Annotated in this window: 27 protein-coding genes; 25 read left to right on the top strand and 2 right to left on the bottom strand. The window is 30.8% G+C overall.

The annotated features are described in order from the left end of the window. Nucleotides 1–53 precede the first annotated feature (53 nt). The 25 genes from Q0050_RS06365 (at nucleotide 54) to Q0050_RS06245 (ending at nucleotide 19,768) form a co-directional block, all read left to right on the top strand. Nucleotides 54–413, top strand: a complete 360-nt coding sequence (locus tag Q0050_RS06365) for a phytanoyl-CoA dioxygenase family protein (RefSeq protein ID WP_298393435.1) — start codon at nucleotides 54–56, stop codon at nucleotides 411–413. Between the two features lie 116 nt (nucleotides 414–529). Further along, a complete protein-coding gene (locus Q0050_RS06360) occupies nucleotides 530–1,009 on the top strand; it encodes an OmpA family protein (protein ID WP_298393433.1) in 480 nt (159 codons plus the stop codon). Between the two features lie 204 nt (nucleotides 1,010–1,213). Next, on the top strand, nucleotides 1,214–1,936 hold the full coding sequence (locus Q0050_RS06355; protein ID WP_298393431.1) for an SMI1/KNR4 family protein: 723 nt from the start codon (nucleotides 1,214–1,216) through the stop codon (nucleotides 1,934–1,936). 182 nt (nucleotides 1,937–2,118) lie between these two features. Then, on the top strand, nucleotides 2,119–2,688 hold the full coding sequence (locus tag Q0050_RS06350; protein ID WP_298393429.1) for a hypothetical protein: 570 nt from the start codon (nucleotides 2,119–2,121) through the stop codon (nucleotides 2,686–2,688). A gap of 219 nt (nucleotides 2,689–2,907) precedes the next feature. After that, a complete protein-coding gene (locus tag Q0050_RS06345; protein WP_298393427.1) occupies nucleotides 2,908–3,300 on the top strand; it encodes a hypothetical protein in 393 nt (130 codons plus the stop codon). Between the two features lie 181 nt (nucleotides 3,301–3,481). Further along, on the top strand, nucleotides 3,482–4,549 hold the full coding sequence (locus tag Q0050_RS06340) for a tetratricopeptide repeat protein (RefSeq protein WP_298393425.1): 1,068 nt from the start codon (nucleotides 3,482–3,484) through the stop codon (nucleotides 4,547–4,549). A 51-nt stretch (nucleotides 4,550–4,600) separates the two neighbouring features. Further along, complete coding sequence (locus Q0050_RS06335) at nucleotides 4,601–5,638, top strand: WG repeat-containing protein (RefSeq protein WP_298393423.1); 1,038 nt, start codon at nucleotides 4,601–4,603, stop codon at nucleotides 5,636–5,638. Nucleotides 5,639–5,674: 36 nt separating this feature from the next. Beyond that, entirely contained in the window at nucleotides 5,675–6,181 is a 507-nt protein-coding gene (locus Q0050_RS06330) for a CbrC family protein (RefSeq protein WP_298393422.1), read from the top strand. Between the two features lie 165 nt (nucleotides 6,182–6,346). Then, on the top strand, nucleotides 6,347–7,579 hold the full coding sequence (locus tag Q0050_RS06325) for a PD-(D/E)XK nuclease family protein (protein WP_298393421.1): 1,233 nt from the start codon (nucleotides 6,347–6,349) through the stop codon (nucleotides 7,577–7,579). Between the two features lie 178 nt (nucleotides 7,580–7,757). Next, complete coding sequence (locus Q0050_RS06320; protein ID WP_298393420.1) at nucleotides 7,758–8,330, top strand: Crp/Fnr family transcriptional regulator; 573 nt, start codon at nucleotides 7,758–7,760, stop codon at nucleotides 8,328–8,330. A 74-nt stretch (nucleotides 8,331–8,404) separates the two neighbouring features. After that, a complete protein-coding gene (locus Q0050_RS06315) occupies nucleotides 8,405–9,172 on the top strand; it encodes an MBL fold metallo-hydrolase (protein ID WP_298393419.1) in 768 nt (255 codons plus the stop codon). A 176-nt stretch (nucleotides 9,173–9,348) separates the two neighbouring features. After that, nucleotides 9,349–9,498, top strand: coding sequence for a hypothetical protein (locus Q0050_RS06310; protein WP_367277158.1), 150 nt, complete (start codon nucleotides 9,349–9,351; stop codon nucleotides 9,496–9,498). Between the two features lie 234 nt (nucleotides 9,499–9,732). Next, nucleotides 9,733–10,302, top strand: a complete 570-nt coding sequence (locus Q0050_RS06305; protein WP_298393417.1) for a DUF1572 domain-containing protein — start codon at nucleotides 9,733–9,735, stop codon at nucleotides 10,300–10,302. A gap of 175 nt (nucleotides 10,303–10,477) precedes the next feature. Beyond that, nucleotides 10,478–11,365 (top strand): hypothetical protein, encoded by an 888-nt coding sequence (locus tag Q0050_RS06300; RefSeq protein ID WP_298393415.1) that lies wholly within the window; start codon nucleotides 10,478–10,480, stop codon nucleotides 11,363–11,365. A 309-nt stretch (nucleotides 11,366–11,674) separates the two neighbouring features. Continuing rightward, a complete protein-coding gene (locus Q0050_RS06295) occupies nucleotides 11,675–12,325 on the top strand; it encodes a hypothetical protein (protein ID WP_298393413.1) in 651 nt (216 codons plus the stop codon). 176 nt (nucleotides 12,326–12,501) lie between these two features. Next, complete coding sequence (locus Q0050_RS06290) at nucleotides 12,502–13,077, top strand: Crp/Fnr family transcriptional regulator (RefSeq protein ID WP_298393412.1); 576 nt, start codon at nucleotides 12,502–12,504, stop codon at nucleotides 13,075–13,077. A gap of 76 nt (nucleotides 13,078–13,153) precedes the next feature. Continuing rightward, nucleotides 13,154–13,762 (top strand): short chain dehydrogenase, encoded by a 609-nt coding sequence (locus Q0050_RS06285; RefSeq protein WP_298393410.1) that lies wholly within the window; start codon nucleotides 13,154–13,156, stop codon nucleotides 13,760–13,762. A 77-nt stretch (nucleotides 13,763–13,839) separates the two neighbouring features. Continuing rightward, nucleotides 13,840–14,628 (top strand): PhzF family phenazine biosynthesis protein, encoded by a 789-nt coding sequence (locus Q0050_RS06280; protein ID WP_298393408.1) that lies wholly within the window; start codon nucleotides 13,840–13,842, stop codon nucleotides 14,626–14,628. 55 nt (nucleotides 14,629–14,683) lie between these two features. Then, nucleotides 14,684–15,256 (top strand): DUF1349 domain-containing protein, encoded by a 573-nt coding sequence (locus Q0050_RS06275; RefSeq protein WP_086455203.1) that lies wholly within the window; start codon nucleotides 14,684–14,686, stop codon nucleotides 15,254–15,256. Nucleotides 15,257–15,328: 72 nt separating this feature from the next. Then, nucleotides 15,329–15,850, top strand: a complete 522-nt coding sequence (locus Q0050_RS06270; RefSeq protein ID WP_298393403.1) for a GNAT family N-acetyltransferase — start codon at nucleotides 15,329–15,331, stop codon at nucleotides 15,848–15,850. 272 nt (nucleotides 15,851–16,122) lie between these two features. Then, complete coding sequence (locus Q0050_RS06265; RefSeq protein WP_298393401.1) at nucleotides 16,123–16,698, top strand: hypothetical protein; 576 nt, start codon at nucleotides 16,123–16,125, stop codon at nucleotides 16,696–16,698. Nucleotides 16,699–16,879: 181 nt separating this feature from the next. Next, entirely contained in the window at nucleotides 16,880–17,368 is a 489-nt protein-coding gene (locus Q0050_RS06260) for a hypothetical protein (protein ID WP_298393399.1), read from the top strand. 141 nt (nucleotides 17,369–17,509) lie between these two features. After that, nucleotides 17,510–18,028 carry a hypothetical protein gene (locus Q0050_RS06255; protein WP_298393397.1) on the top strand — a complete coding sequence of 173 codons (519 nt, stop codon included), beginning with the start codon at nucleotides 17,510–17,512 and terminating at the stop codon, nucleotides 18,026–18,028. A 189-nt stretch (nucleotides 18,029–18,217) separates the two neighbouring features. Beyond that, nucleotides 18,218–18,823 carry a hypothetical protein gene (locus tag Q0050_RS06250; RefSeq protein ID WP_298393396.1) on the top strand — a complete coding sequence of 202 codons (606 nt, stop codon included), beginning with the start codon at nucleotides 18,218–18,220 and terminating at the stop codon, nucleotides 18,821–18,823. Nucleotides 18,824–18,979: 156 nt separating this feature from the next. Beyond that, nucleotides 18,980–19,768 (top strand): PhzF family phenazine biosynthesis protein, encoded by a 789-nt coding sequence (locus Q0050_RS06245; protein ID WP_298393393.1) that lies wholly within the window; start codon nucleotides 18,980–18,982, stop codon nucleotides 19,766–19,768. Between the two features lie 205 nt (nucleotides 19,769–19,973). Here the strand turns inward: Q0050_RS06245 and Q0050_RS06240 are convergent, their stop codons facing one another. Both Q0050_RS06240 and Q0050_RS06235 read right to left on the bottom strand, forming a co-directional pair. Beyond that, nucleotides 19,974–20,786, bottom strand: coding sequence for a hypothetical protein (locus Q0050_RS06240; protein ID WP_298393391.1), 813 nt, complete (start codon nucleotides 20,784–20,786; stop codon nucleotides 19,974–19,976). Nucleotides 20,787–20,798: 12 nt separating this feature from the next. Continuing rightward, nucleotides 20,799–21,890, bottom strand: coding sequence for a hypothetical protein (locus tag Q0050_RS06235; protein WP_298393389.1), 1,092 nt, complete (start codon nucleotides 21,888–21,890; stop codon nucleotides 20,799–20,801).

Genomic DNA, 21,890 nt, shown 5'->3' with positions numbered 1-21,890 from the left:
AATTATAGTCCAACACTACAAAAATAAGTCCACAACTACTAATTATAGTTACTATGAAATCGCCATCAAAAACAAGTTTACGCTTGCAATCACCAATCGAAATTTTAGAACAAAATTTTACCATTAGAATCCATATTGACCACACGACGAAAGAAAACGGAGCGCTAAAAGTGCTAAATAATTCACATAAAAAAGGAATAATCAGAACCGAACAATACGCAAGTAATAACGAAACAGAAACGATATGCGAAGTCGAAAAAGGTGGTATTATGATAATGAAGCCTTTACTTTTTCACGCCTCAAATAAAACAACAAATAACGAAAGACGACGCGTGATACATATCGAATTTAGCAATCAAAACTTGCCAAACAATTTAGAATGGAGCGAAAAAACAAAAGTTAACCTAAACTGAAATGATTCAGTTTTGCATACTCCTTGAAAATAGCAAGGCGTTGCTAACTTTACAGTGATTTTTTTAAAACTTTCTTTTATTATATACTGATATTTAGAATTTAACGATACTGTCCAATGAATAAAAACAACCAACTTCCGAATAAAATAATCGCTCACCTAACCTTACTCCTACTAGTAGTTAATAGTACATTTACCCAAGCTCAAGAAGAGAAAAAAACGCAACCCGAACCATACGCACCAAGCTATACCCTATATTATCCAACCGACCAATGGGAACTAACAACAGAAAATAGTGACTTTTTAGCAACTTATGTTCTTCAAGAACTTCAAAGAACCGACGCACCAAATCTAGTAGTCCAGCTCGAAGGACATACTGATGATGTCGGTACTTCCTATTACAATACCCAACTATCACAAAAAAGAGTTCAAGCAGTAGCAGACTTTTTAATAAAAAACGGTTTCAAACCAGAGCAAATAAAAATAAACTTCTTCGGAGAATCAAAACCAGAAACGCGAAAAATAGCAAGCTCCAACAAACTACAAGATATCCGCTACGCCAACAGAAGAGTAACTATCAAAATCGAAAAACGGTAGTTACATCGTACCAAAAACAAAAGAAAAAGATAAACCACTTCAACCATTTTACTATAAATCAACATTAAATAGCACAAGAAATTTTATCTTTGATAGAAATAATTAAGAGTAGTAGCACAATAAAAAGTAAATAAACTAAGTTAAGCTAAATTAGTAGCGCTTATATTCAAGTTAGGCATAAGCTAAAAACCAACACGAACAGAAATGACACCGAAACGACAATTAGAATCAATCCTTTCTAACCAATACGAATCGGAAGACGGAGATTTGTATAAGGTTGAATTGCTGGACGGAATGACCGACAGTGAAATAGAAAACCTGAAAAATCAGCTTCCAAAAAAAAACTTACCGAATGAAATCGAAGAATTATTAAGATTCAGTAAAGGTTTTGAGTTTTATGGACTTGAAGAAGTACGTTTTGATGCATTTGGTCATTTTGGATTTGAAGAAATGTTTCCCAAATCAATACAACTTGCAGGAGATGGGTTTGGGAATTTTTGGATTTTAGATATTGACTCTAAGGGAAATTGGAATTCAGTTTATTATGTCTGTCACGACCCATCAGTCGTCGTAAAACACTCTGAAAATATAACGGAGTTCATAAGTCACGTTGACGAGTTCGGACAAAAAGGAAATCAATCCAACTTGGATATTATTCACGAAAAAACCGTAATGGATATTTGGAGTGAAAAAGTCGGAATAATGGAAAAAAACGAAAAGGATTATGACTTTGAAAACGGACAAGTTGAACTGCCAGAAATGTTTTTAGTGGCGGACTTGAATAATCAACCTATTAAAACAGGATTTCCATGGGGTAAATCAGGACCGCACACAAAAATCATAAGACCGAGTGATGAACCAATTTGGATAGTTGAGAAACGAGTGAAACAAGGTTTTCTATCAAGATTATTCGGTGGAAAGAAGTAAATAGCTAGTGCCTAACAGCTAATAAGCAATAGTCGGGAATTAGGATTAATGAAAAAATGGTTTTGTACTTGGAAAAATAGTGATTATCCGAAAATTTGTTTTTTACTTAGCCCGTTCGTCGCCTACTAGCGGAACGCTAGTCGTCAGAATAGCAGAACGTTAAAGAAACGAAATACATAAATATGAAAGTCCTATTTTTAATTTTGCTTTTAGTAGCTTTTGGTTGTGAAACTAAAACAAAAAAAAGTATTTCGAAAAACTCAGCAATAGAAAAACTTGTTCAAAACAAAATTGAAAGGGAGAATAAAAAGTATTTTGTTGGAGATTATAATAATGACAAAGTTTATGACACCGCATTTGTGAATTATAAATGGAATAATGATACAAATGAAATTGAATGCGAAAAAAATAATTGCAAAATAAATATTGAATTCCAAAAAAATATTCCAAAAATAAGTTTTGATCACAGTTTAGGAATTGTTGTTGCTAAAACTATTGATTTAAATAATGATAAGGCAAATGAAATAATAGTTTTTTCGCGAACTAATCAAGGTTGGTGGAATAATATTTCCGTTTGGTCTTTTAATAATGGTAATTGGAACGAAATTGGACAAACAAGTGCTTTCATATCTGAAGACAAAGATTTTGATAATCGGATTAGTAAAGAAAAAGGAAAATATTATTTAATTGGAGAAGATAAGTGGAAGGAAGTTGAAAACGGAGATTTCAAGAAAATAAAAGTGAAATTATAAAGCCGAAAAGACTAACATAAAGTTCAAGAAATGGTAAAACACGGCATTTATTAAAAAATGAAAAAATTCTGCATATAAAGTTTTAGTTATATTTGTGAAAGCCTTGGTCAAGATTAATCGCTACTTTATAAAACCGTGACACGTTAGCTAAAAGCAATCTCAAAATTTCTAAAATACCAACTATGAAAAATTTAACGCTCGTACTTATTAGTTTTTTTTGTGATAAGTTGTAAATCAAACTCCAAACTCATTGGCGAATATCTGACAAATTCGGCAGACGGTACTGAATATATTTTCAATTTTAAGAACAAACAATATACTAAAAGATTGCCAAGCGGAAGTTTCGCTAAAGGAAAATTCGAGATTCTAACTTTAAGTTCAGAAAAGACTTTGTTAGTTTGTAATGATAAGATTTTGAAAAGAACTGATGATTTTAGTAACGAACAAGACAAAGCTGGTGATTCAATTGTCGATAAATTTTTTAATGGTTATAAAAATTTAGGCGCAACAGTTTTTGAAATAACTTCAAAAGATGCAAATTTATTATACAGAAAAACATATACAAAAGATTTACAGAAAACCGAAAGTGAAGGAATTTTAATAAAGCGGTAACGACCATCCAATAAAAGCCGTTTCTCTCAATTACAAATTTTGTGGCAAGAAAACAATAACATTTCGCAAGAAATTATATCTTAGCTACAAACAAATAAATAATGAAACTCGCAACCTCGCCAAGAACCAGAACGTTGTCAGAATTAGTAACAAAAATTATTAAACTAAAAAAAATAAACCAATGAAGAAAGTGATCTTAATGGCACTACTATGGTGCGTTCCATTTTGTTTCGCTCAAAATAAAGAGGAGGCAGAAAAATTAGTTGAAGAAGGAATTCCATATCACGATAAAGGAGACTTTGAAGGTGCAATAAATAAATATGACAAAGCCTTAGAACTAGATAAAAATAATGTTTTCGCATTATCAGAAAAAGCTTTTTCACTGTTGTCCTTGAAAGAATATGATAAGACAATAACGATATGTAAATCACTTATCGAATCAAATCCCAATGATAACATACTCAAAACAATCTATGTTACCTACGGAAATGCACTTGATGGGCAAAATAAAACTGATAAATCACTTGAAATCTATTCGGAAGGTATTAGTAAATTTCCCGATTATTATCAGTTATACTATAATAAAGGAGTTACTTACGCAAGCGTAAAAAAGAATGACGAAGCAATTAAATGTTTCCAAAATGCACTTTTAAAAAACCCTAAACATGCAAGCTCCAACAACGGACTTGGTAGACTTGAAAAAGCTAAAGGAAACAGAATACCAGCAATTCTAGCCTTTTGCAGATTTTTGATTATCGAACCCCAAACAAATCGGTCTAAAGAAAATCTTGCAAGTTTAAAAGAATTATTAATGCAAGGTGTCAAAAAAACCGGTGAAAATGCAATAAGTGTAAATATCGATCCAAAAGACTTAGATGGTGATGACAAAAATGAAAAAATAAAGGAAAATAATTTTAATGCAACAAATATGATTTTGTCAATGTCTGCTGCTTTAGATTTTGACGATAAAAATAAAGATAAAACAGAAGTAGAAAATTTTATCCGAAAAATGGAAACAATTTGTGCTTCTTTATCTGAAACTAAAAAAACAAATTATGGATTCTATTGGGAAAATTTTGCACCCTATTTTGTAGAATTGAAAAAAAATAATTTACTAGAACCATTTGCATATATTGTTTTTGCTTCGTCCGATGATGAATACATAAAAAACTGGATTAAAAATGATAAAACTGAATTAGACAAATTTTATAATTGGTCTAAAGAATATAAATGGACAAACAACAAGTAAAAATTCTTCTTCAAAACAAAGGCGGAACGTTGGCCACAATTTTAAAAAAATATGGAAATAGAAACAGTATTTATTGAATATTTAAAAGCCTTTTATTCAAAAAATTTTGAAAAAGTATACAGCCTTTTGTATGAAGAAGATATTGAAATATTTTATCAAAAAGTTATAGAAATTGCAAAAAAAATGGATGAGTTTGGTGAAACCGATCTATTTTTAAAAAAGTTTAATCTTGATTCACTTGACCAATTAACTAAATTAAGCAGTAAAGAATTTACAATTTCAATATTAGAAATTGCAAAAGTAGAAGTTGGCGAACAAGAGTTTAATAAAATCATAAAAGGAATCAAAATTTCAAACATTGAAAATGCTACTTTCATATCAAAAGTTCACTACGATTATCCTATAAAACTATATGATAAATGGATAGTGAGTCAAGGTTGTGTCGAGATGATTAAAACGAACGGTTTGTGGAAAATACTATTTAAATCTGGAATGGAGACTGGTTTTAATAGATTTCACGATGAAATTGATAGATTTCATTCGCTTAAGTTAAAAGATAATGTTGCAGCTATCAAACATGAAGGAGACTTAGTCAAATTTACAAATATTGGTTTTAAAGATTTAACAACTGGAAAAATTATATTTGAACCGAGATTTAAAGATGCTGGAGATTTTTCTGAAGGTCTTGCAGCGGTTCAAATTATTAAAAAGTACGGCTATATAAACTTGAAAGGAGAATTAGCAATAAAACCACAATTTATATACGCAAATGAATTTTCTGAAAAACTAGCAAGCGTAAAAATTTTAAATAAAGGTGAGGAAAAATGGGGATTTATTGACAAAAAAGGAGATTTTAAAATCGAAGCGATTTATGATGAAACAAGAAATTTCAAGGACGGATTATGTGCCGTGAAATGCAACGAAAAATGGGGATTTATCAATAAAAAAGGAGACCTAATCATACCATTTGAATTTGATTACGTAGAAGATTTTAGTTACGGAACAGCTTTCGCCGAAATTGAAAATGAAGATTTCGAAAGCACAAGATTTCTAATTGATAAAAAAGGAAAAATAAAAGAAATGGAATAAAAAAACAGAATATTAATAACAAAATTTCAATAAAATATGGAATTGCCAGAATTTAAGTATAGTCCAAATGCCTACAAACTGGATATTATAGTTAATGAAAATATAATTTGTGAATGTTGTGGAGAGAAACGCGAATATCGTTATGATGGTCCATTTTATGCTGAAGAAGAAATCGAAGATATTTGTCCTTGGTGCATCAAAAATGGAAAAGCATCTGAAAAATTTGACGGAGAATTTCAAGATTCTTCGAGCGTAGATGATGTCGAAAACGAATCTGCAATTACTGAGGTTTCACAACGAACTCCAGGATTTTATGCAATTCAACAAGAAAATTGGTTAGCACATTGCAATGACTTGTGCGCATTTATTGGCTATGCAAAACCTGAATTAGTTAAACCAATTATAGATGACTTAATCGAAGACATTGAAGACAATGGATTCGATGTTGATGAAGTTGTAAATAGCCTCAAAAAAGAAGAGCTGGATGGTTATGTATTTCAATGTTTACATTGTGACAAACACAGAATTTATTTTGATGATTAGCACTACCGCTAACAACCCTTTCCAAAGATTACGAACTTTGTAGTAAATGCTAGTTTATTTCTCGCAAGAAATTTTATCTTTGATAGAAAATAATCGGTTCCGAAGTCCGCAACTGACGCCAAGCGTGGAAACGTTGTTTGCAAACTTTGGAAAAATCGAACGTAAATGATTGAAAATAATATTATTGAGTTATTAAAATTAAACAATTCATATCAGAATTGGAAAAAAATGAATGTGAAAACAAAGTTCTCACATTCAATAAATTTGTTAGATAAATTTTCTTTTGTTTATGATAGTGAAATTAATAAATTACCTTACCGACTTAATTTACTTGACGACTTATCAACTAACGAAAATGCACATAGTAAGTTTTTAATCAGATTATTACAGCATCAACCAGCTTTAATAAATTTTATAAATTTCATAAATAATGATGAAAGTAACAACTTCACATTTGACGTAAGTATTATAAAAAAACCAATACTTACATATGAAAAATTGAGAATTGATGGTCTTATTAAAGAAAATAATAAATATGCAATTATTATTGAAAACAAAATACATAATGCAGTTGAACAAGAACATCAAATTGGTCGATATATTAATAAATGTAAATCAATAGGTTTTAGCGTTGAACAAATTTTTGTTATTTATTTAACAAGAACGGAAAGAGACAATCATTCAGAACAAACCTGGGGAAATGAATATTCATTAGTAAACTTTAATAAGCGTTATTCAAAATTATCCTATAAATCAAAAATTCTTCCTTGGTTAGAAAGTTATTTAGGAACATTATCTCCAAAAGAAGAATTAATTAAAAGTGCAGTTATACAATATATAGATCATTTAAAACATTTTTTTAATAAAAAAGAAATATATTCAAAAATGAACGCAGAACTACAAAAATTTTTAACAACAGAATTAAATTTAAATGCAGATAATGCAGAAAACATAGAAGTTGTTGAACGAAAAATAAGCGAAATCAGTAACTTAAAAGAACAACTTGAAGAATTAGCAAAAGTTACAAAGAAGAAACTATTTGAAGATTGGAAAAAGAATTTGGACGAACATTTTGAATTTACCGAGTACGTAAAATTCAATCAATCAAAAGATTCTTTTATCAAAACTGGCGTTACTTTAGAATTCGAAGGCAAAGTTTTTTCAATATTGATAGAACATAATTATAGAGCAATATATTTTGGATTTGGTAGACATTTTGCGAGTGAAAAATTTGAACCAGAAATAAAAGAATTTCTAGAATCTATAATTGAAAGTGAGAATTTAAAAGTTGAAGAACCTTGGTGGTATGGCTGGAAATATACTTCATTTAACGATGGATATTTAGAATTAGAAAATTTAATACGAATTGTTAAAGAGAAAATTAGTGCTTCAAAGTAAGCCTACTTCCAACAAACGTAACAAGCAATTTGGGTTTTAGGCGTAATTTGAAGCTAGTTTTGTGTTTGGAAGATTTGGCAATTCCGAAAATAGAGCTTAATTTAGTTTCAAACTGCTAGTAGCGCCGAAACGTTGCTGACAATTTTGCCGAACCGCAGAAACAACTATAAAATTAATAATGACAGAAGCAGACAAATTATCTTTATTTTTTAGCAATGAATTTCCTTTTAATAAAGAAGGTTTAGAAGAATTTGTAAATACTTTTGTAACTAAATCATATAAAAAAGGAGAAGTTATTTTAGAAAACGGAACTGTAGAAAATGAACTTCGTTTTTTAGACCAAGGCATTATTCGGGAATATTATGCTACTAACGACAAGGAAAAGAATATTAATTTTTATACCAATTCAAGCTTTATAACCGATTTTTCCTCATTTACACATTCTACAGCAACAAAAAAACATCAAGAATGTTTGACCGATGTAGATTTGAGGGTTTTATCTAAAGAAAAATTCCTGACTTTTACCGACCAATATCAATGCGGCAAACTATTTATTGAAACTATTTTCCAAAGAATTGTGGTTAATAAAGAAACAGAAGAATTTAACCATTTTGTCAATACTGCAGAAGAATTGTATCTCGATATTATGAAAAACAAGCCCGATTGGTTACTTGAAATCCCACAATACCATATTGCTTCCTATTTGGGAATTACACCAGAAACATTAAGCAGAATTAGAAAAAGAATTTAATTTATTGATTTCAATCAATGGAATCTATTTTTGTATAGAGCAACTTTGTACTTTCAATTTAAAACTAGTAAATAATGAAAGTACATCATTTAAGAAACGCCACTTTAGTTATAGAAACTGGAGCTAATTTTATATTAGTTGATCCAATGCTCGGAAAAAAAGGAACAGCCGGACCAACTTTTACCCTTTTCCGTTTCAAGCCACAACGAAATCCTATTGTAGATTTACCAAGCAATGCAATGGATATAGTTGAAAAAACTACACATTGTTTAATTACGCATTTACATCCAGACCATTTGGATAAAGAAGCGGAGCATTTTCTTCGAACCAAACAAATTCCTGTAATTTGTAGTATAAAAGACGAAGCAACATTAAGAAAAAAAGGGTTAAACGTTTCCCAAACTGTAGACTATTGGGTAACCACACTTTTTTTAGGTGGAAAAATTCAAGGCATCCCAGCAGTTCACGGGTACGGATTTGTTGCTAAGCCAATGGGAAATGTAATGGGCTTTTATATAGAATTACCGAATGAAAAATCAATTTATTTAAGTGCCGATACCATTTATACTGATGATGTTCACAAAGTTTTGACACAATTAAAACCTGAAATAGCTGTAGTAGCTAGTGGAACGGCGCAATTAGATATTTTTCAACCTTTATTAATGCGAATGGACGACATTTTAAAATTCGTAAAAAATGCACCAAATAAAGTAATCGCAAATCATTTAGAAGCCGTAAATCACTGTCCAACAACAAGAAAACAATTAGAAGCAGAAGTTTCAAAAATAGGACTTTCTGATAAGGTTGATATTCCGAATGATGGAGAAAGTATGGTGTATTGATACAGACTAATACCATCTAATCATATCCATTTTTAGTTATTTTTATAAACAACTTTAATCTATAAATATTGAGTTGAAAATTTGAATACAAAAGAAAAAAATAAAAGAAAATGGAATAATAACTTTACCAAATAGACGCATTTACAGATACCATTTTTGGTGGAAATCCTGCTTGTGTGGTGCCTCTTGACAATTGGTTATCAGACGACATTTTGTTGAAAATAACTAAAGAAAATGCCGTTGCAGAAACAGCAATTTTTTTGATAAAGGCGATAAAATTCACAGCTGCCAACCGAATCCCATCGCGTGGTAAAAAAATAAATTAATCTACAAAATCCCATAAAAAAACCCGATAAAAAGCTAAAAGTTAGAACTAATTTTTAGCTTTTTTTTATAAAATGAGGAAAACCGTAATTTGGACTATAAGTTTTTCAATATATTTACAATTAATTACAAACGCTTACAAATAATTGTAAATATTTGTTTGACGTGCCTTTATATAAATTGGTGGCAATTATACAGAACCGAAACGCAAAGAGAACTAACGACATAAAATTGATATGAAAAATGATTTTTTAGACAGTGCAAAAAAACAATTTGAGTATTACAAAATACTCGGAGAAAAAACATTTTTGCAACTTTCAGACGAACAACTTTTTAGACAACTAAATGAAGAAAGTAATAGTATTGCGACAATCGTAAAACATTTATGGGGAAATATGCTTTCTCGTTGGACAGATTTTTTGACAACAGACGGCGAAAAAGAATGGCGACAAAGAGATGCCGAATTTGACAACGATATTGCGGACAGAACTGAACTTTTAGAAAAATGGAATGAAGGTTGGACGTGTTTATTTAACGCAATAAATCCGTTGACAGAAAACGATTTGACAAAGGAAATATTTATACGAAATCAAGGACACACGATAACAGAAGCTATAAATAGACAATTGGCACATTATCCATATCACGTTGGACAAATTGTGTTTATCGGAAAACTATTGTGTAACGAAAATTGGACTTCTCTTTCTATCCCAAAAGGAAACTCGAAAGAATATAACGCAGACAAATTTGCAAAACCGAAACATAAACAACATTTTACAGACGAATATATAAACGAAAAAAAATAACTGCAACCAACATCGGTTTGGCATTATGGCGGCTGAAGTGCTTCTATGAAACATTTGCGCAAGGTTCAACATCAGTAATTCTATTGAACATTTGTGCTAAAAATCCGCCACATCGCCAAGCCGAAAACCGTCAGCAGAAAAATTGGAAATAAAGAGACGAAATAAAAAACGAACTATGAAAGTATTAATAACATCATTTATTACACTCTCAACACTAATCAACTTTGCACAAGTAAAACTTGATCCGAAGGATTTAAAAAATTTAATTTTGATTAGTGAATTATATTCCAAAAATACAAATGCTAAAGGTCCAGAATTTGCAAAATCAATAGATTCTTTAAGGACTCCCATACTAAATCATATATCTGATGCATTAATAGAAGTTGGAAAAGGTGAAAAAACTATTTTGACAAATAAATACCTCAAACGACCTGATAATGAAGAATTGTATTTATGGTTCGTTATCCGAGAAATTCATTATAATTTGGTAAGCAAAACAAAAACGAAAAGACCAAATCTAGAAGTAGCAAACGAGATATTAGCTCAAAATATTGACGAGAGATGGTTATTGGATAATTATTACTATCGAATTCATAGAGGAATAGCATTTCTATTCAATGACACTGATTTAAGTAAAATTGATATTGATGTTGAAAAACTCGGATTTAAAAATCGAACAGAAAAGTCAATCTTTTATTTTAATATGATGGATGCTCTAATTGGTGGACGTTTTAAAGTTCTTCAGATGTTAAAAAAAAATGATAAGATTTTAGAGTATTCAGATAAGCTTCCGACTTTTAATGGAAAAAAATATTTTTATTATACAGACCTTGACTTTGAAGATTTTGATTGGATTGGCTATGAAGAAAAAAAATCATATAGCGATGTAAATATTGGAAATTTATATTTAATTGTTATCGCTCAATTTAACGCAACTTCACAATTAAAAAGCAAATCTGACTCACAAGAAATTTACCTTAACTCGATACTTCACGAACCAAAATATTTTAAATTTTCAAACGTAAAAGAGGATTTACAAATACTATTTGAGAAGTCAAAATAAAAACGTTTGCGACCACGCATTCCTACACTGCCACCCGAATCCCATCGCGTGGTACAAAAAAATTAACCTACAAAATCCCATAAAAACCATCAAAAAGCTAAAACTTAAAACTAATTTTTAGCTTTTTTTTATAAAATGAGGAAAACCGTAATTTGAACTATAAGTTTTTCAATATATTTACAATTAATTACAAACGCTTACAAATAATTGTAAATATTTGTTTGACGCGCCTATATATAAGTTGGCAGTAGGTTTTGAAAAAATCGTAGAAATAGAAACCAAAATATAAACCAGAAAACTTAATTTAAAATGAAAAAAATTATTATTTGTAGCTTATTAGCAATGTCAATTGTGTCTTGTAAAAATACTGAAAACGAGAAAAAAACTGAAATTGCAACAGAAACTAAAAAAGATTCAATTGTAGAAGAAAAATTAACTATTGTACAAATTACTGACACTTTGAAAAAAAGTGAGTACTCAAAAGAATTTGCCAAATATTCTGACGAAATAATAAATAAAATTTCTGAAAATATGACTTATTCTTTAACTACGGACGATGGAGGTGAAATAGAATATCTTAAAGAAATTACTAGCTTTGAAAATAACATTATTTCATTGTATTGGGAAACTTGCGGAACAGGTGGTTGTGTTGAACATCAAAAATTACAAATAAAAGATAATAAAATAATTGATTTAGGAAATGGTTTTGAAAAACTAACTGAAACTGAAACTAAAAAATTAGATGCCGAAATTAAAGCTAAAATTAAAAATTTCTCACATATTTCAGGTAGAAACGAAACAGAAATTAGCATAAATAAAAATGGAAATTATTTAATAGCTTTTAGAGGATTAACAGATGAAGATGGAGAATCAGGCGGCGGAACTATCGAAATAAGCTATGAAACTAAAGATTTGAAAACCTATATTCCTTCAACTTTAAAAGTAGCAAAAATAAATTAAACCTGCTGGTAACAGCGGTTTCAAGAAATGGCGAGGCACGGGATTTATCAGAAATGGAAAAGGTTATTAATTTAAAGCTTTGTTTATATTTGTAAAGACTTGGTTTTGGTTCATCGCCACTTCTTGAAGCCGCAAAACGTTGGTGACAATTTTAACAAAAACGACGATTAAAATAAATGTTCGAAAAAAAATCAATAGTTGACTACTTAAAACAATACAATTTATTCACAGATAGTGAAATAAGTGAATTTATAAGTTTAGCGACTATTTCTACGATAAAAAAAGGAGATTTTTTCATTAAACAAGATGAAATCTGTACTAAGCTTTCATTCGTGAATTTTGGCATTTTCCGTTCGTTCTATTATTCTAATAATGATGAAGAAATAACCTATTGCTTTACCTTTCCTAATTCGTTATTAGTGGCTTATTCTTCATTTATTACACAGAATAAATCAGAAGAAAATTTACAAGCTTTAACCGATTCTGAAATAATTTCAATTTCAAAAAAAGAATTAGAAAACCTTGCGGAATCAAACAATAAATGGTTGAATTTTTTAAAAATAATTGCTGAAAAAGAATATGTTGAACTCGAAAAATGGATATTTAATCATCAAAAATCCAACGCCCAAAAACGATATGTAGATTTGATACACAACCATCCACAATTTGTGCAACAAATTCCACTTCACTACGTAGCTTCCTATCTTGGAATTACTCAAAGACATTTAAGTAGAATAAGAGCATCGATTTAATTTTTAGACAAATGTCCTACGTGCTTAGTACGGCAGGAGTGTAATTTTGCACTTCAAATTAAAAATAATTAAATAGATGAAAACAGTAATTTTAATAGGTGCTAATGGGAAAATGGGAAAAGCAGCACTTACAGGTTTAGGAAAACACAAAGTGATTACAGCTGGTCGTTCAAATGACGGTTACGACTACCAAGTTGACATTACCAGTGAAGAATCTTTGAGAAAATTATTCAAGGAAGTTGGTCACTTTGATGCAGTTGTGAATACAGTTGGCGTATGTGAATATGCAACCTTCGAGGAAATGACTGAAACGCAATGGATGACTACAGTAATGAGTAAAATGATGGGGCAAATCAATATTGTTAGAATTGGTCAGGAATATATTGCTGATAAAGGTTCCTTTACGCTTATTACAGGTATTCTAAACTTAAAACCTATTCCTTTTGCTATTGCAGATGCAACTACAAGTGGTGCCATTGATACCTTTGTAAAATGTGTAGCCTTCGAAATGCCAAGAGGTATTCGTGTAAATTCAGTAAATCCAACAGTTTTAGCAGAAGCTTGGGATGTTTATGGCGATATGATGCGAGGATTTCAACCTGTACCAAGTGCATTGGTTGGTAAAGCTTTTGAGCGCTCGGTTGATGGATTTATTACTGGTCAAGTGATACTTGTTGATGCATAATTAACAAAAATTACAGCATATAGTCTTTTCAAAAAAGAAATTGACTATATGCTGTTTATTATAAAATAAAAAGAAAAATGGAATTAAAACTTTACCAAATTGACGCATTTACAGATACCATTTTTGGTGGAAATCCTGCTTGTGTGGTGCCTCTTGACAATTGGTTATCAGACGACATTTTGTTGAAAATAACTAAAGAAAATGCCGTTGCAGAAACCGCTTTTTTTGTAGATAAAGGAGAAAAAATCCATTTACGATGGTTTACGCCAGAAATTGAAATGGATTTGTGCGGTCACGCCACACTTGCAACAGCTCACTGCTTAAAGTTAATTTTAGACTACAAAAAAGATGAAATTGTTTTCGAAACATTAAGTGGCGACTTAATTGTTAAAGTTGAAGATGGACTATACAAAATGGACTTCCCATCAAGAATGCCTATTGCAGATACTTTACCCGAGACAATTTCAAAATCTTTAAATATCCAACCTAGGGAAATTTTAAAATCAAGAGACTATGTTTTGGTATATGAAAACGAAACAGCAATTAGAAATATTAAAATTGACCGACAATTGTTTGACCAAATCAACCTTGATCCAGGCGGAGTAATTGTAACCGCAATTGGAGATGACTGTGATTTTGTTTCTCGTTTTTTCACACCACAAGCCTCCATTTTAGAAGATCCTGTAACAGGTTCTGCTCATTGTTCTTTAGTGCCATTTTGGTCAAAAAGACTTGATAAAAAAGTACTCTATGGGCAACAAGTTTCGGAACGAATGGGAAAACTATATTGTGAAGACAAAGGTGACCGAGTTATTATTAGCGGAACAGCAAAAACCTATTCCGTTGGGAATTTTTGGATAGAATAATAAAAATTATTGCAAAAAGATATAACCATCAAAGAAAAAAAATCAAATAAAATATATGAAAAATACTTTTAACAACAGTTTGAATGCTTGCAAGATAAGTGATACTGACTCCGGATTTCGTCTTGTAGCAAATGCTAAAACTGATTTCATTTGCAAATACAAAGAAGCTATAATTGATGATGCTTCTTTTTTTTATACCGAAAAAACTGGTGATTTTACCATCAAAGCGGAAGTTGAAACAAAAGGAAACTTTAGCTACGACGCAGCTTTCTTGATGGTGAGAGAAACGGAAACCCGATGGATAAAATTAGCAGTTGAACTAGGCGTTGACACAATGTACAATGTGGTTTCTGTAATCACAGATAATTGGTCGGATGACGCCAATGGTGAATTACTCCCATCCAATAAATGTTGGTTGCGTATAACTCGTAAAGGTGATTTTTGGGGACTTCATTATTCAGTCAATGGTCAACAATGGCGATTTGTTCGTTGTTTTGGATTAGACCTTTCTTCCACTGTAAAAGTTGGATTTGGAATACAAGCACCTTTAGGAGATAAATGCGAAGGAAAATTGGATTTTATTACCATATCCAACGAAAGTGTTAAAAACTTTAGAGATGGTAATTAAAACAGTCACAAAGTAAACATAGGCAATCATCTATTAAATTAGGTTATTTGCCCTAATAATTCAAAATCAAAAATGAACTTTCAAATACAAAATAGTAACAGTAACGACACAGACGAAATTTTTCGTTTATACAAAATCGCGACCGATTTTCAAAAGACGAGATTTATCAACCATTGGCCAGAATTTGATAGACAACTTGTTGAAACCGAAATTTCAGAAAACAGACAATGGAAAATTGTTTCAGAAGGTAAAATTGCTTGTGTGTGGGCGACAACATTTAATGATCCACAAATTTGGGAAGAGAAAAATGAAGACCCATCAGTTTATATTCATCGCATTGCAACAAATCCTGATTTTCGCGGACAAAATTTAGTCGGTAAAATTGTAGAATGGGCAAAGAATTATGCCAAAGAAAATCAAAAACAATTCATAAGAATGGATACAGTTGGCGATAATTCAGGATTAATTAATCACTACACAAAATGTGGCTTTGAGTTTTTAGGTTTACTGAAACTTAAAACCACTGAAGGACTTCCAGCACATTATGACAACGCAACAGTAAGCTTATTTCAAATTGACGTAAACTATAAATAAGAAAATAACTTCTCATTTATTTGTTTACAGTTTTATTTAATCCATTCTTGACAATTGAAAATGTTGAAAACAGTTTTACTACATTTCCCAATACAAAAAGACAGGAATACAAAAATAAAAACTGCCACCAACACACGCTACAAGCAATTTGGGTTTCAGGCATAATTTGAAATTGGTTTTGTATTTGGAAGATTTGGCTAATCTGAATAATGGGCTTAATTTAGTCCCAAACTGCTTGTAGCGCGGGAACATTGGCAGTAATAATAAGAAAAATGAACTTAACAGAAAACCAAATTTCAGAATTTAATAATTACTATAACAAGGGATGTTCCTTACAAAAAGGATTAATTTTACTTGATGGTTACAGACCAAAAAGCCTAGGTTTTTTCGAAAAATTAAGGGCGAAAAAAGCAGTTTATAATTTTGAAAAAGCCTTAGAGATTTATCCCGAAAGTTGGCAATCTTTATTTTTTATTGGAAAAATTTATCAGAGATTAAGAAATTATGAAAAATCTTTAGAATTTATAGAAATGTCAATGAAATATGAAAATCACAATCATATACTTCCACAAGAAGCTTCATTAGTTTGTATGCATTTAAATCAATTAGAAAAAGCTATTGAATATTCAAAATTATCAGTTGAAATTAGCCCTGAAAATTTTGCTTTACTTGGAAATCACGCAATGAATTTACTTGTTGCAGAATTTGATGAAGAAGCCAAAGAAATTATTGAAAAAGCGATGTTGATAAACCCAGAAGATAAAATAAACAAAAACATCCAACAGAAAATAGAAAATGTGATTTTGAAAAAAGAAAGAAGACCAAAATTTTCCGATGCAATTCAATAATTACTGCTGTCAACAGCCATATCAAGTAATTACGAAGCAAAGGATTTATGATAAATTAGAAAGGTTTTAAATTTAAAGTTTTGTTTATATTTGTGAAGGCTTGGTCTTGGTTCATCGACACTTCTTGATGTCGAAAAACGTTGGCAGCAATTTTAACGGACGTTCACTTAAAAAATCATATATGAAACTCAAACATTACTCATTTCTCCTATTTTTATTGCTTACATCAGCTATAGTCCATTCACAGAATCAGAAGAAAATTTATACTGTAACAATTTTTAAATGGTCAAAAAATGAAGATGGTGAATTGAAACAGTTTATGAAAATTGACTCAACAGGAAATGTGTTTTTTTTAAATGAAAATACTGGAAAAAAAGTTAATCTCAAGTCTTTTACAAAAAGTGTAAATGACTTTATAACAGACAAAAGTGTTGTAAAAGTGGCAGGAAGTGATGATCCTCCGACAGTAGCGAGTGTTCCTAAAAGTGGAAAACAGAATGTTTATATTACAGTAACATTTTTACAAGACTTCCATAATGAAAGACAAGTAGCAACAATCACGAGTTATCATCATAGAAGAGAAAACTTAAAGCTTGGAGATAGCGATTATGTCCTTTATAATTATTTAAGGAAAAGAGATTTAGAGATATTGGAAACATTTTTAAAATAAACCTACTGCCAACAGATATTTGGCGCAATTGCGACTTTGTGGTAAGTTCACGTTTAAGTTTCACAAGAATTTTCATCTTTAACAGAAAATAATCGGTTCCGAAGTTCGCAACCGACGAGAAGCGGTAACACGTGAGCAGATATGCCTTCAGAAGCCTCACTAATCGACATTAAATTTATGAAAATACTTGATTTAAATCTTGATCACTATTCAGAGTTCGAACTTTTGTATGAACTTGGTTTTAGATTTTATACAAATGACAAAAATGTTAAATTTTACCTTAATATTGATAAAACAGAAAACGGCAAAACAATCATTGAAACTTTTCAAGGTGAAAGAGAAATTTATTTTTTCAGTTTGTGGAAAGGATACTATTCTTCAATTAGTAACGAATTTATAAATAATTATGATTATAATTCTTTACCGCAATTTATAAAAAATTACAATGAAGGCAAAGGATGGGATGATGATGATGACTTTGATTTAATTACTAATGATGAAATTGATTGGTTAATTTCTAAACTTAATATACTTAAGTTAAAGAATGAAAACATAGCAGACAATTTACTTGATGGTGATATAGATTGCATTTCTGACTTAATTAATTTTTTAATGTATGTTAAAGTAAATGATATGGAATTAAGAATTAGTCAATATTAAAAATGTCTGTTGACACAGCTGCTAACAGCCGTATAAGAAATTGCAGGGTTTGGTTTTTATCAGAAGTTGTGATTTTTGAAACTAAATTTTGTTTATATTTATAATCAAAAGTTTTGCACATCACCAACAATATCAAACCGCTAAGAGTCAGTAGTAATTATAAAAAAAGCAGCACTAGAAATTAACTAAATGATTTGGGAAAATAAAATTAAAGGAAATGACCGAATTATAGCATTTGTCAATAATACGATATATAGAGGAAATCCAAAAGAAGAAGATATTAATACCGTAATTTTTGAATTGAAAAATGGAAAAGCACAAATCTCAAATTTAATTGGTATTCCATTAGCGTACATAAAAGAAATAATTTTAGAAAAAAATAAAGATGATATTGAAATCTTGTTTGGAAAAAATTCAACGGAAACCATAAGAATAAAAGATGAAAATAGTAAAAATGAAATTTTTGATTTCCTTAAAATAAACATCAAAAACTCCAAACATATAATTGAAGAACCTTCAAAATTAAAAACTGGAAAAAGACCTTTAATCGCTATGTCGGTCTTGTTTGCCTTGTTTTTATTATCCCTCTATTTTGCATTAGAAATTGAAAAGGGTAATTATGATGTAATACCGGAGAAGGCAAATATAATTTTAAGTTTAGTGTTACAAATTTCCTTTCTTGGCTCAAAATACGTGATATTGATATTTAGCATCTTATTTATGGTTCCATTTATCAATTTTATTAATAAAACAAAACGAAAAAAAATAATTGACAAAATTGTAATTATAAGGTAGAAAAGAAGTACGACTGCCAACAACAATTCGTCACCATTAGCAGTATCATTACTATTTCAAACCCATTAGTTATAAATTACAATTTACCTACATTCGTGCAAACTTAGAACCAAAATCCAAAACAGCCACTAAGTTCCTTAAAACCGCAATACCAAAATGAAACTAGAATTATACCAAATTGACGCTTTTACAAACAAAATTTTCGGAGGAAATCCAGCTTGCATTGTGCCACTAAACCAATGGCTACCAGACGATATTTTGCTAAAAATAACCCAAGAAAATGCCGTGGCAGAAACAGCCTTTTTCGTAGATAAAGGAGATAAAATTCACCTAAGATGGTTCACACCAGAAACCGAAATGGACTTATGCGGACACGCAACACTGGCCACAGCGCACTGCCTAAAAACAATCCTAAACTATCAAAAAGACACCATAATTTTTGAAACCCTAAGCGGCGAACTAATTGTAACGATAGAAAATGATTACTACAACTTAGACTTCCCGTCAAGAATGCCACTCGAAAGCACCTTACCTCACAATATCGCCAAAGCACTAAACATCCAACCCAAAGAAGTACTAAAATCAAGAGACTATGTCTTATTATATGATTCAGAAGAAGATATCAAAAACATCACAATCAACCGCCAATTCTTTGACGAAATCAACCTCAATACTGGTGGCGTGATCGTCACGGCAAGAGGCAACAACTGCGATTTTGTTTCAAGGTTCTTTACGCCACAAGCCTCTATTTTAGAAGATCCAGTCACAGGTTCTGCACATTGCTCTTTAATCCCATTCTGGGCAAATCGCCTTAACAAAAACGAACTAAACGCAATGCAAATTTCAGAACGCACCGGAACTCTTAAATGTACCAACAAAGAAAATCGAGTTATAATAAGCGGTCAAGCCAAAACCTACTCCATCGGAAACCTATGGCTAGAGTAAAAACCAAAAAAACTAAAGAAAAGGAACTTTAGGATTAAGAATTATATTTGTATAACTATAATAGGATATATTTATTAATCTGTATTGTTATTTTAGGACGGGTCAATAAGTACAGATACTATATAGATACTGTATAGATACTCCATAGATACTCCATAGCAACGGTATGGTTGTGGTACCCTAAGCTAAATGTTTTCTAACAGCACTAAACCAAAAAATCAGATACCAAGCGCTGTCTAAAACGATCAATAGGTTTTAAATCAACATCTATTTCGCCTGCAGCAACATCAAACGGATCGTCCAATCCTACTATCAACAAATACAGATAGCAAAACAAAAACGTAATCGAAAAGGTCACAAAATAATCAGCAGCAGGCGACTTGAATTTAGTAATCAACAAAAGCGCCATCACAATAAATAAGATACTTTGCAACAAGGTATAAGCAGGTTTAATAAAATTGTTACGAGAAATCGAATACGCACGCGTCAACTGCTTACGCATAGCATTAGTATTTTCTTGAATACCTTTTATAGCTTCTTTGTCAACACCACGCTCAGCAAAATAATAGGCTATTTCATTAGAATGACGAATCAAAGGAAAAATCACATTCGAATCTTTCTCTTTTGAATAAATCCAAGCCACAATTCCATCAGTGATAGAAAGCAGTTCGTTTCTTAAAAAAGTTTGATTCAAAGGTTCGCTACACAATTCAGCACTTCCGGTTCGTGGTGCTTTGAATGCCAAATAAATCCAATCTTTTATAGCTTCTAAATTGGAGGCAACTTCACCGGGAATCTTTTCGCTTTCCTTAAAATCAGACATCGTTGCGGCCAACAACAATCCGAAAACAAAAAAAGCTCCTGTAAAAACTATAGTAATATCAGACAGTTCAATCAAATCGTGAAAATCTTGTCCATAAATAGAAAGGCTTTTAAAAACAAAATTCTTAACCACCAAAACCACCGAAGCAGCCAAAACCGATTTAATAATAATAGAACGATTGCGAATAAATTTCATACTTAAGACAAATTACAACGCTTCCGCTAAATAATCAAAATACTCTTGATAAAAGCGGTTTTCGTTTCGAGTATCCAATAATTTGATGTACGCTTCAACTTGAACTTTATACCAATCTCTTAATTCAATGACTTGATAACCTTTTTTAGTGGCTTCCAATCCAAAAGATTCATCTACATTCAATTTAAAGAATTCAATACCATCAGCCGCAGCATTTTTAAATAAGAAATAACAGCCAATGCAAAAACGCAACTTATACAAATCAGCATTGGTTTCAAAACTGTATTTCAATTGCTTATCCAATAATTTTTTAGCTTGAACATACATTTTATTCTTAGCCAAATAATACATCAAATAACCCACATTTGGAATTTGTGGTTGCGTCATTCGAAGATCTTTAACCGATAATTGATAAAATTCTTCTGCTTTAAGCGAATTGCCCAACATCATATAAGCCATACAAATCTTAGGATAAGTAGTTTTCGGAACGCTATCACAGCTGTATTTTTTATAAACCAAGTCTTTACTATCGCGAATAACTTTTTTGTAATCACGCTTTTGCAAACTAAAATCAATCACATTATTAATCTGACAAGCATAACAATCGTCAATACTCGAAACAGCTCTAGAACGTTTGTAGGCTTTATAGTGTACTTCGGCTTCCTCAAGATTACCCATATAAGTATGCAACGTCAACTTGAAATAAGAAATGATTTTCTTTCCGGCACCAAATTCCAAAACCTCTTGTTCGAATTGCTCAAATAAGGTATCAATTTGCTTACGAGAAATCTTACCATAAGAACCAATTCTACCCACAACCCATTTAAAACTCCAAACCAAACTATGATAGCGGTAAAAATCAATGTAGTTATTCTTTTTATAATTCAAAAACCAAGGATACAAGGCAATAGCTTCATCGTGAAAGTTCATAAAGACCAATTGCGATAAATATTCGTGACGCGCATCAAATTCCAATTCTTTATTCTTCAAACTAATCGCTTTTTGAATGCACTCAAAAGCAATATCTTTATTCTTTAAGGTGTATTTAGAATCTAACTTTTCTAACACATCATACACTTCATATACTTGATCTTCTACCGTCAT

The organism is Flavobacterium sp. (assembly GCF_027483985.1).
Taxonomy (GTDB): Bacteria; Bacteroidota; Bacteroidia; order Flavobacteriales; family Flavobacteriaceae; genus Flavobacterium.
This window is presented reverse-complemented; position numbering and strand designations above follow the sequence as displayed.

Coding starts and splice junctions, on each gene's coding strand:
- Q0050_RS06300 (WP_298393415.1), top strand. CDS start 10,478: ATGAAAGTATTAATAACATCATTTATTACACTCTCAACACTAATCAAC.
- Q0050_RS06350 (WP_298393429.1), top strand. CDS start 2,119: ATGAAAGTCCTATTTTTAATTTTGCTTTTAGTAGCTTTTGGTTGTGAA.
- Q0050_RS06235 (WP_298393389.1), bottom strand. CDS start 21,890: ATGACGGTAGAAGATCAAGTATATGAAGTGTATGATGTGTTAGAAAAG.
- Q0050_RS06295 (WP_298393413.1), top strand. CDS start 11,675: ATGAAAAAAATTATTATTTGTAGCTTATTAGCAATGTCAATTGTGTCT.
- Q0050_RS06290 (WP_298393412.1), top strand. CDS start 12,502: ATGTTCGAAAAAAAATCAATAGTTGACTACTTAAAACAATACAATTTA.
- Q0050_RS06240 (WP_298393391.1), bottom strand. CDS start 20,786: ATGAAATTTATTCGCAATCGTTCTATTATTATTAAATCGGTTTTGGCT.
- Q0050_RS06245 (WP_298393393.1), top strand. CDS start 18,980: ATGAAACTAGAATTATACCAAATTGACGCTTTTACAAACAAAATTTTC.
- Q0050_RS06330 (WP_298393422.1), top strand. CDS start 5,675: ATGGAATTGCCAGAATTTAAGTATAGTCCAAATGCCTACAAACTGGAT.
- Q0050_RS06320 (WP_298393420.1), top strand. CDS start 7,758: ATGACAGAAGCAGACAAATTATCTTTATTTTTTAGCAATGAATTTCCT.
- Q0050_RS06325 (WP_298393421.1), top strand. CDS start 6,347: ATGATTGAAAATAATATTATTGAGTTATTAAAATTAAACAATTCATAT.
- Q0050_RS06250 (WP_298393396.1), top strand. CDS start 18,218: ATGATTTGGGAAAATAAAATTAAAGGAAATGACCGAATTATAGCATTT.
- Q0050_RS06340 (WP_298393425.1), top strand. CDS start 3,482: ATGAAGAAAGTGATCTTAATGGCACTACTATGGTGCGTTCCATTTTGT.
- Q0050_RS06265 (WP_298393401.1), top strand. CDS start 16,123: ATGAACTTAACAGAAAACCAAATTTCAGAATTTAATAATTACTATAAC.
- Q0050_RS06270 (WP_298393403.1), top strand. CDS start 15,329: ATGAACTTTCAAATACAAAATAGTAACAGTAACGACACAGACGAAATT.
- Q0050_RS06260 (WP_298393399.1), top strand. CDS start 16,880: ATGAAACTCAAACATTACTCATTTCTCCTATTTTTATTGCTTACATCA.
- Q0050_RS06305 (WP_298393417.1), top strand. CDS start 9,733: ATGAAAAATGATTTTTTAGACAGTGCAAAAAAACAATTTGAGTATTAC.
- Q0050_RS06285 (WP_298393410.1), top strand. CDS start 13,154: ATGAAAACAGTAATTTTAATAGGTGCTAATGGGAAAATGGGAAAAGCA.
- Q0050_RS06280 (WP_298393408.1), top strand. CDS start 13,840: ATGGAATTAAAACTTTACCAAATTGACGCATTTACAGATACCATTTTT.
- Q0050_RS06315 (WP_298393419.1), top strand. CDS start 8,405: ATGAAAGTACATCATTTAAGAAACGCCACTTTAGTTATAGAAACTGGA.
- Q0050_RS06360 (WP_298393433.1), top strand. CDS start 530: ATGAATAAAAACAACCAACTTCCGAATAAAATAATCGCTCACCTAACC.
- Q0050_RS06365 (WP_298393435.1), top strand. CDS start 54: ATGAAATCGCCATCAAAAACAAGTTTACGCTTGCAATCACCAATCGAA.
- Q0050_RS06275 (WP_086455203.1), top strand. CDS start 14,684: ATGAAAAATACTTTTAACAACAGTTTGAATGCTTGCAAGATAAGTGAT.
- Q0050_RS06355 (WP_298393431.1), top strand. CDS start 1,214: ATGACACCGAAACGACAATTAGAATCAATCCTTTCTAACCAATACGAA.
- Q0050_RS06335 (WP_298393423.1), top strand. CDS start 4,601: ATGGAAATAGAAACAGTATTTATTGAATATTTAAAAGCCTTTTATTCA.
- Q0050_RS06255 (WP_298393397.1), top strand. CDS start 17,510: ATGCCTTCAGAAGCCTCACTAATCGACATTAAATTTATGAAAATACTT.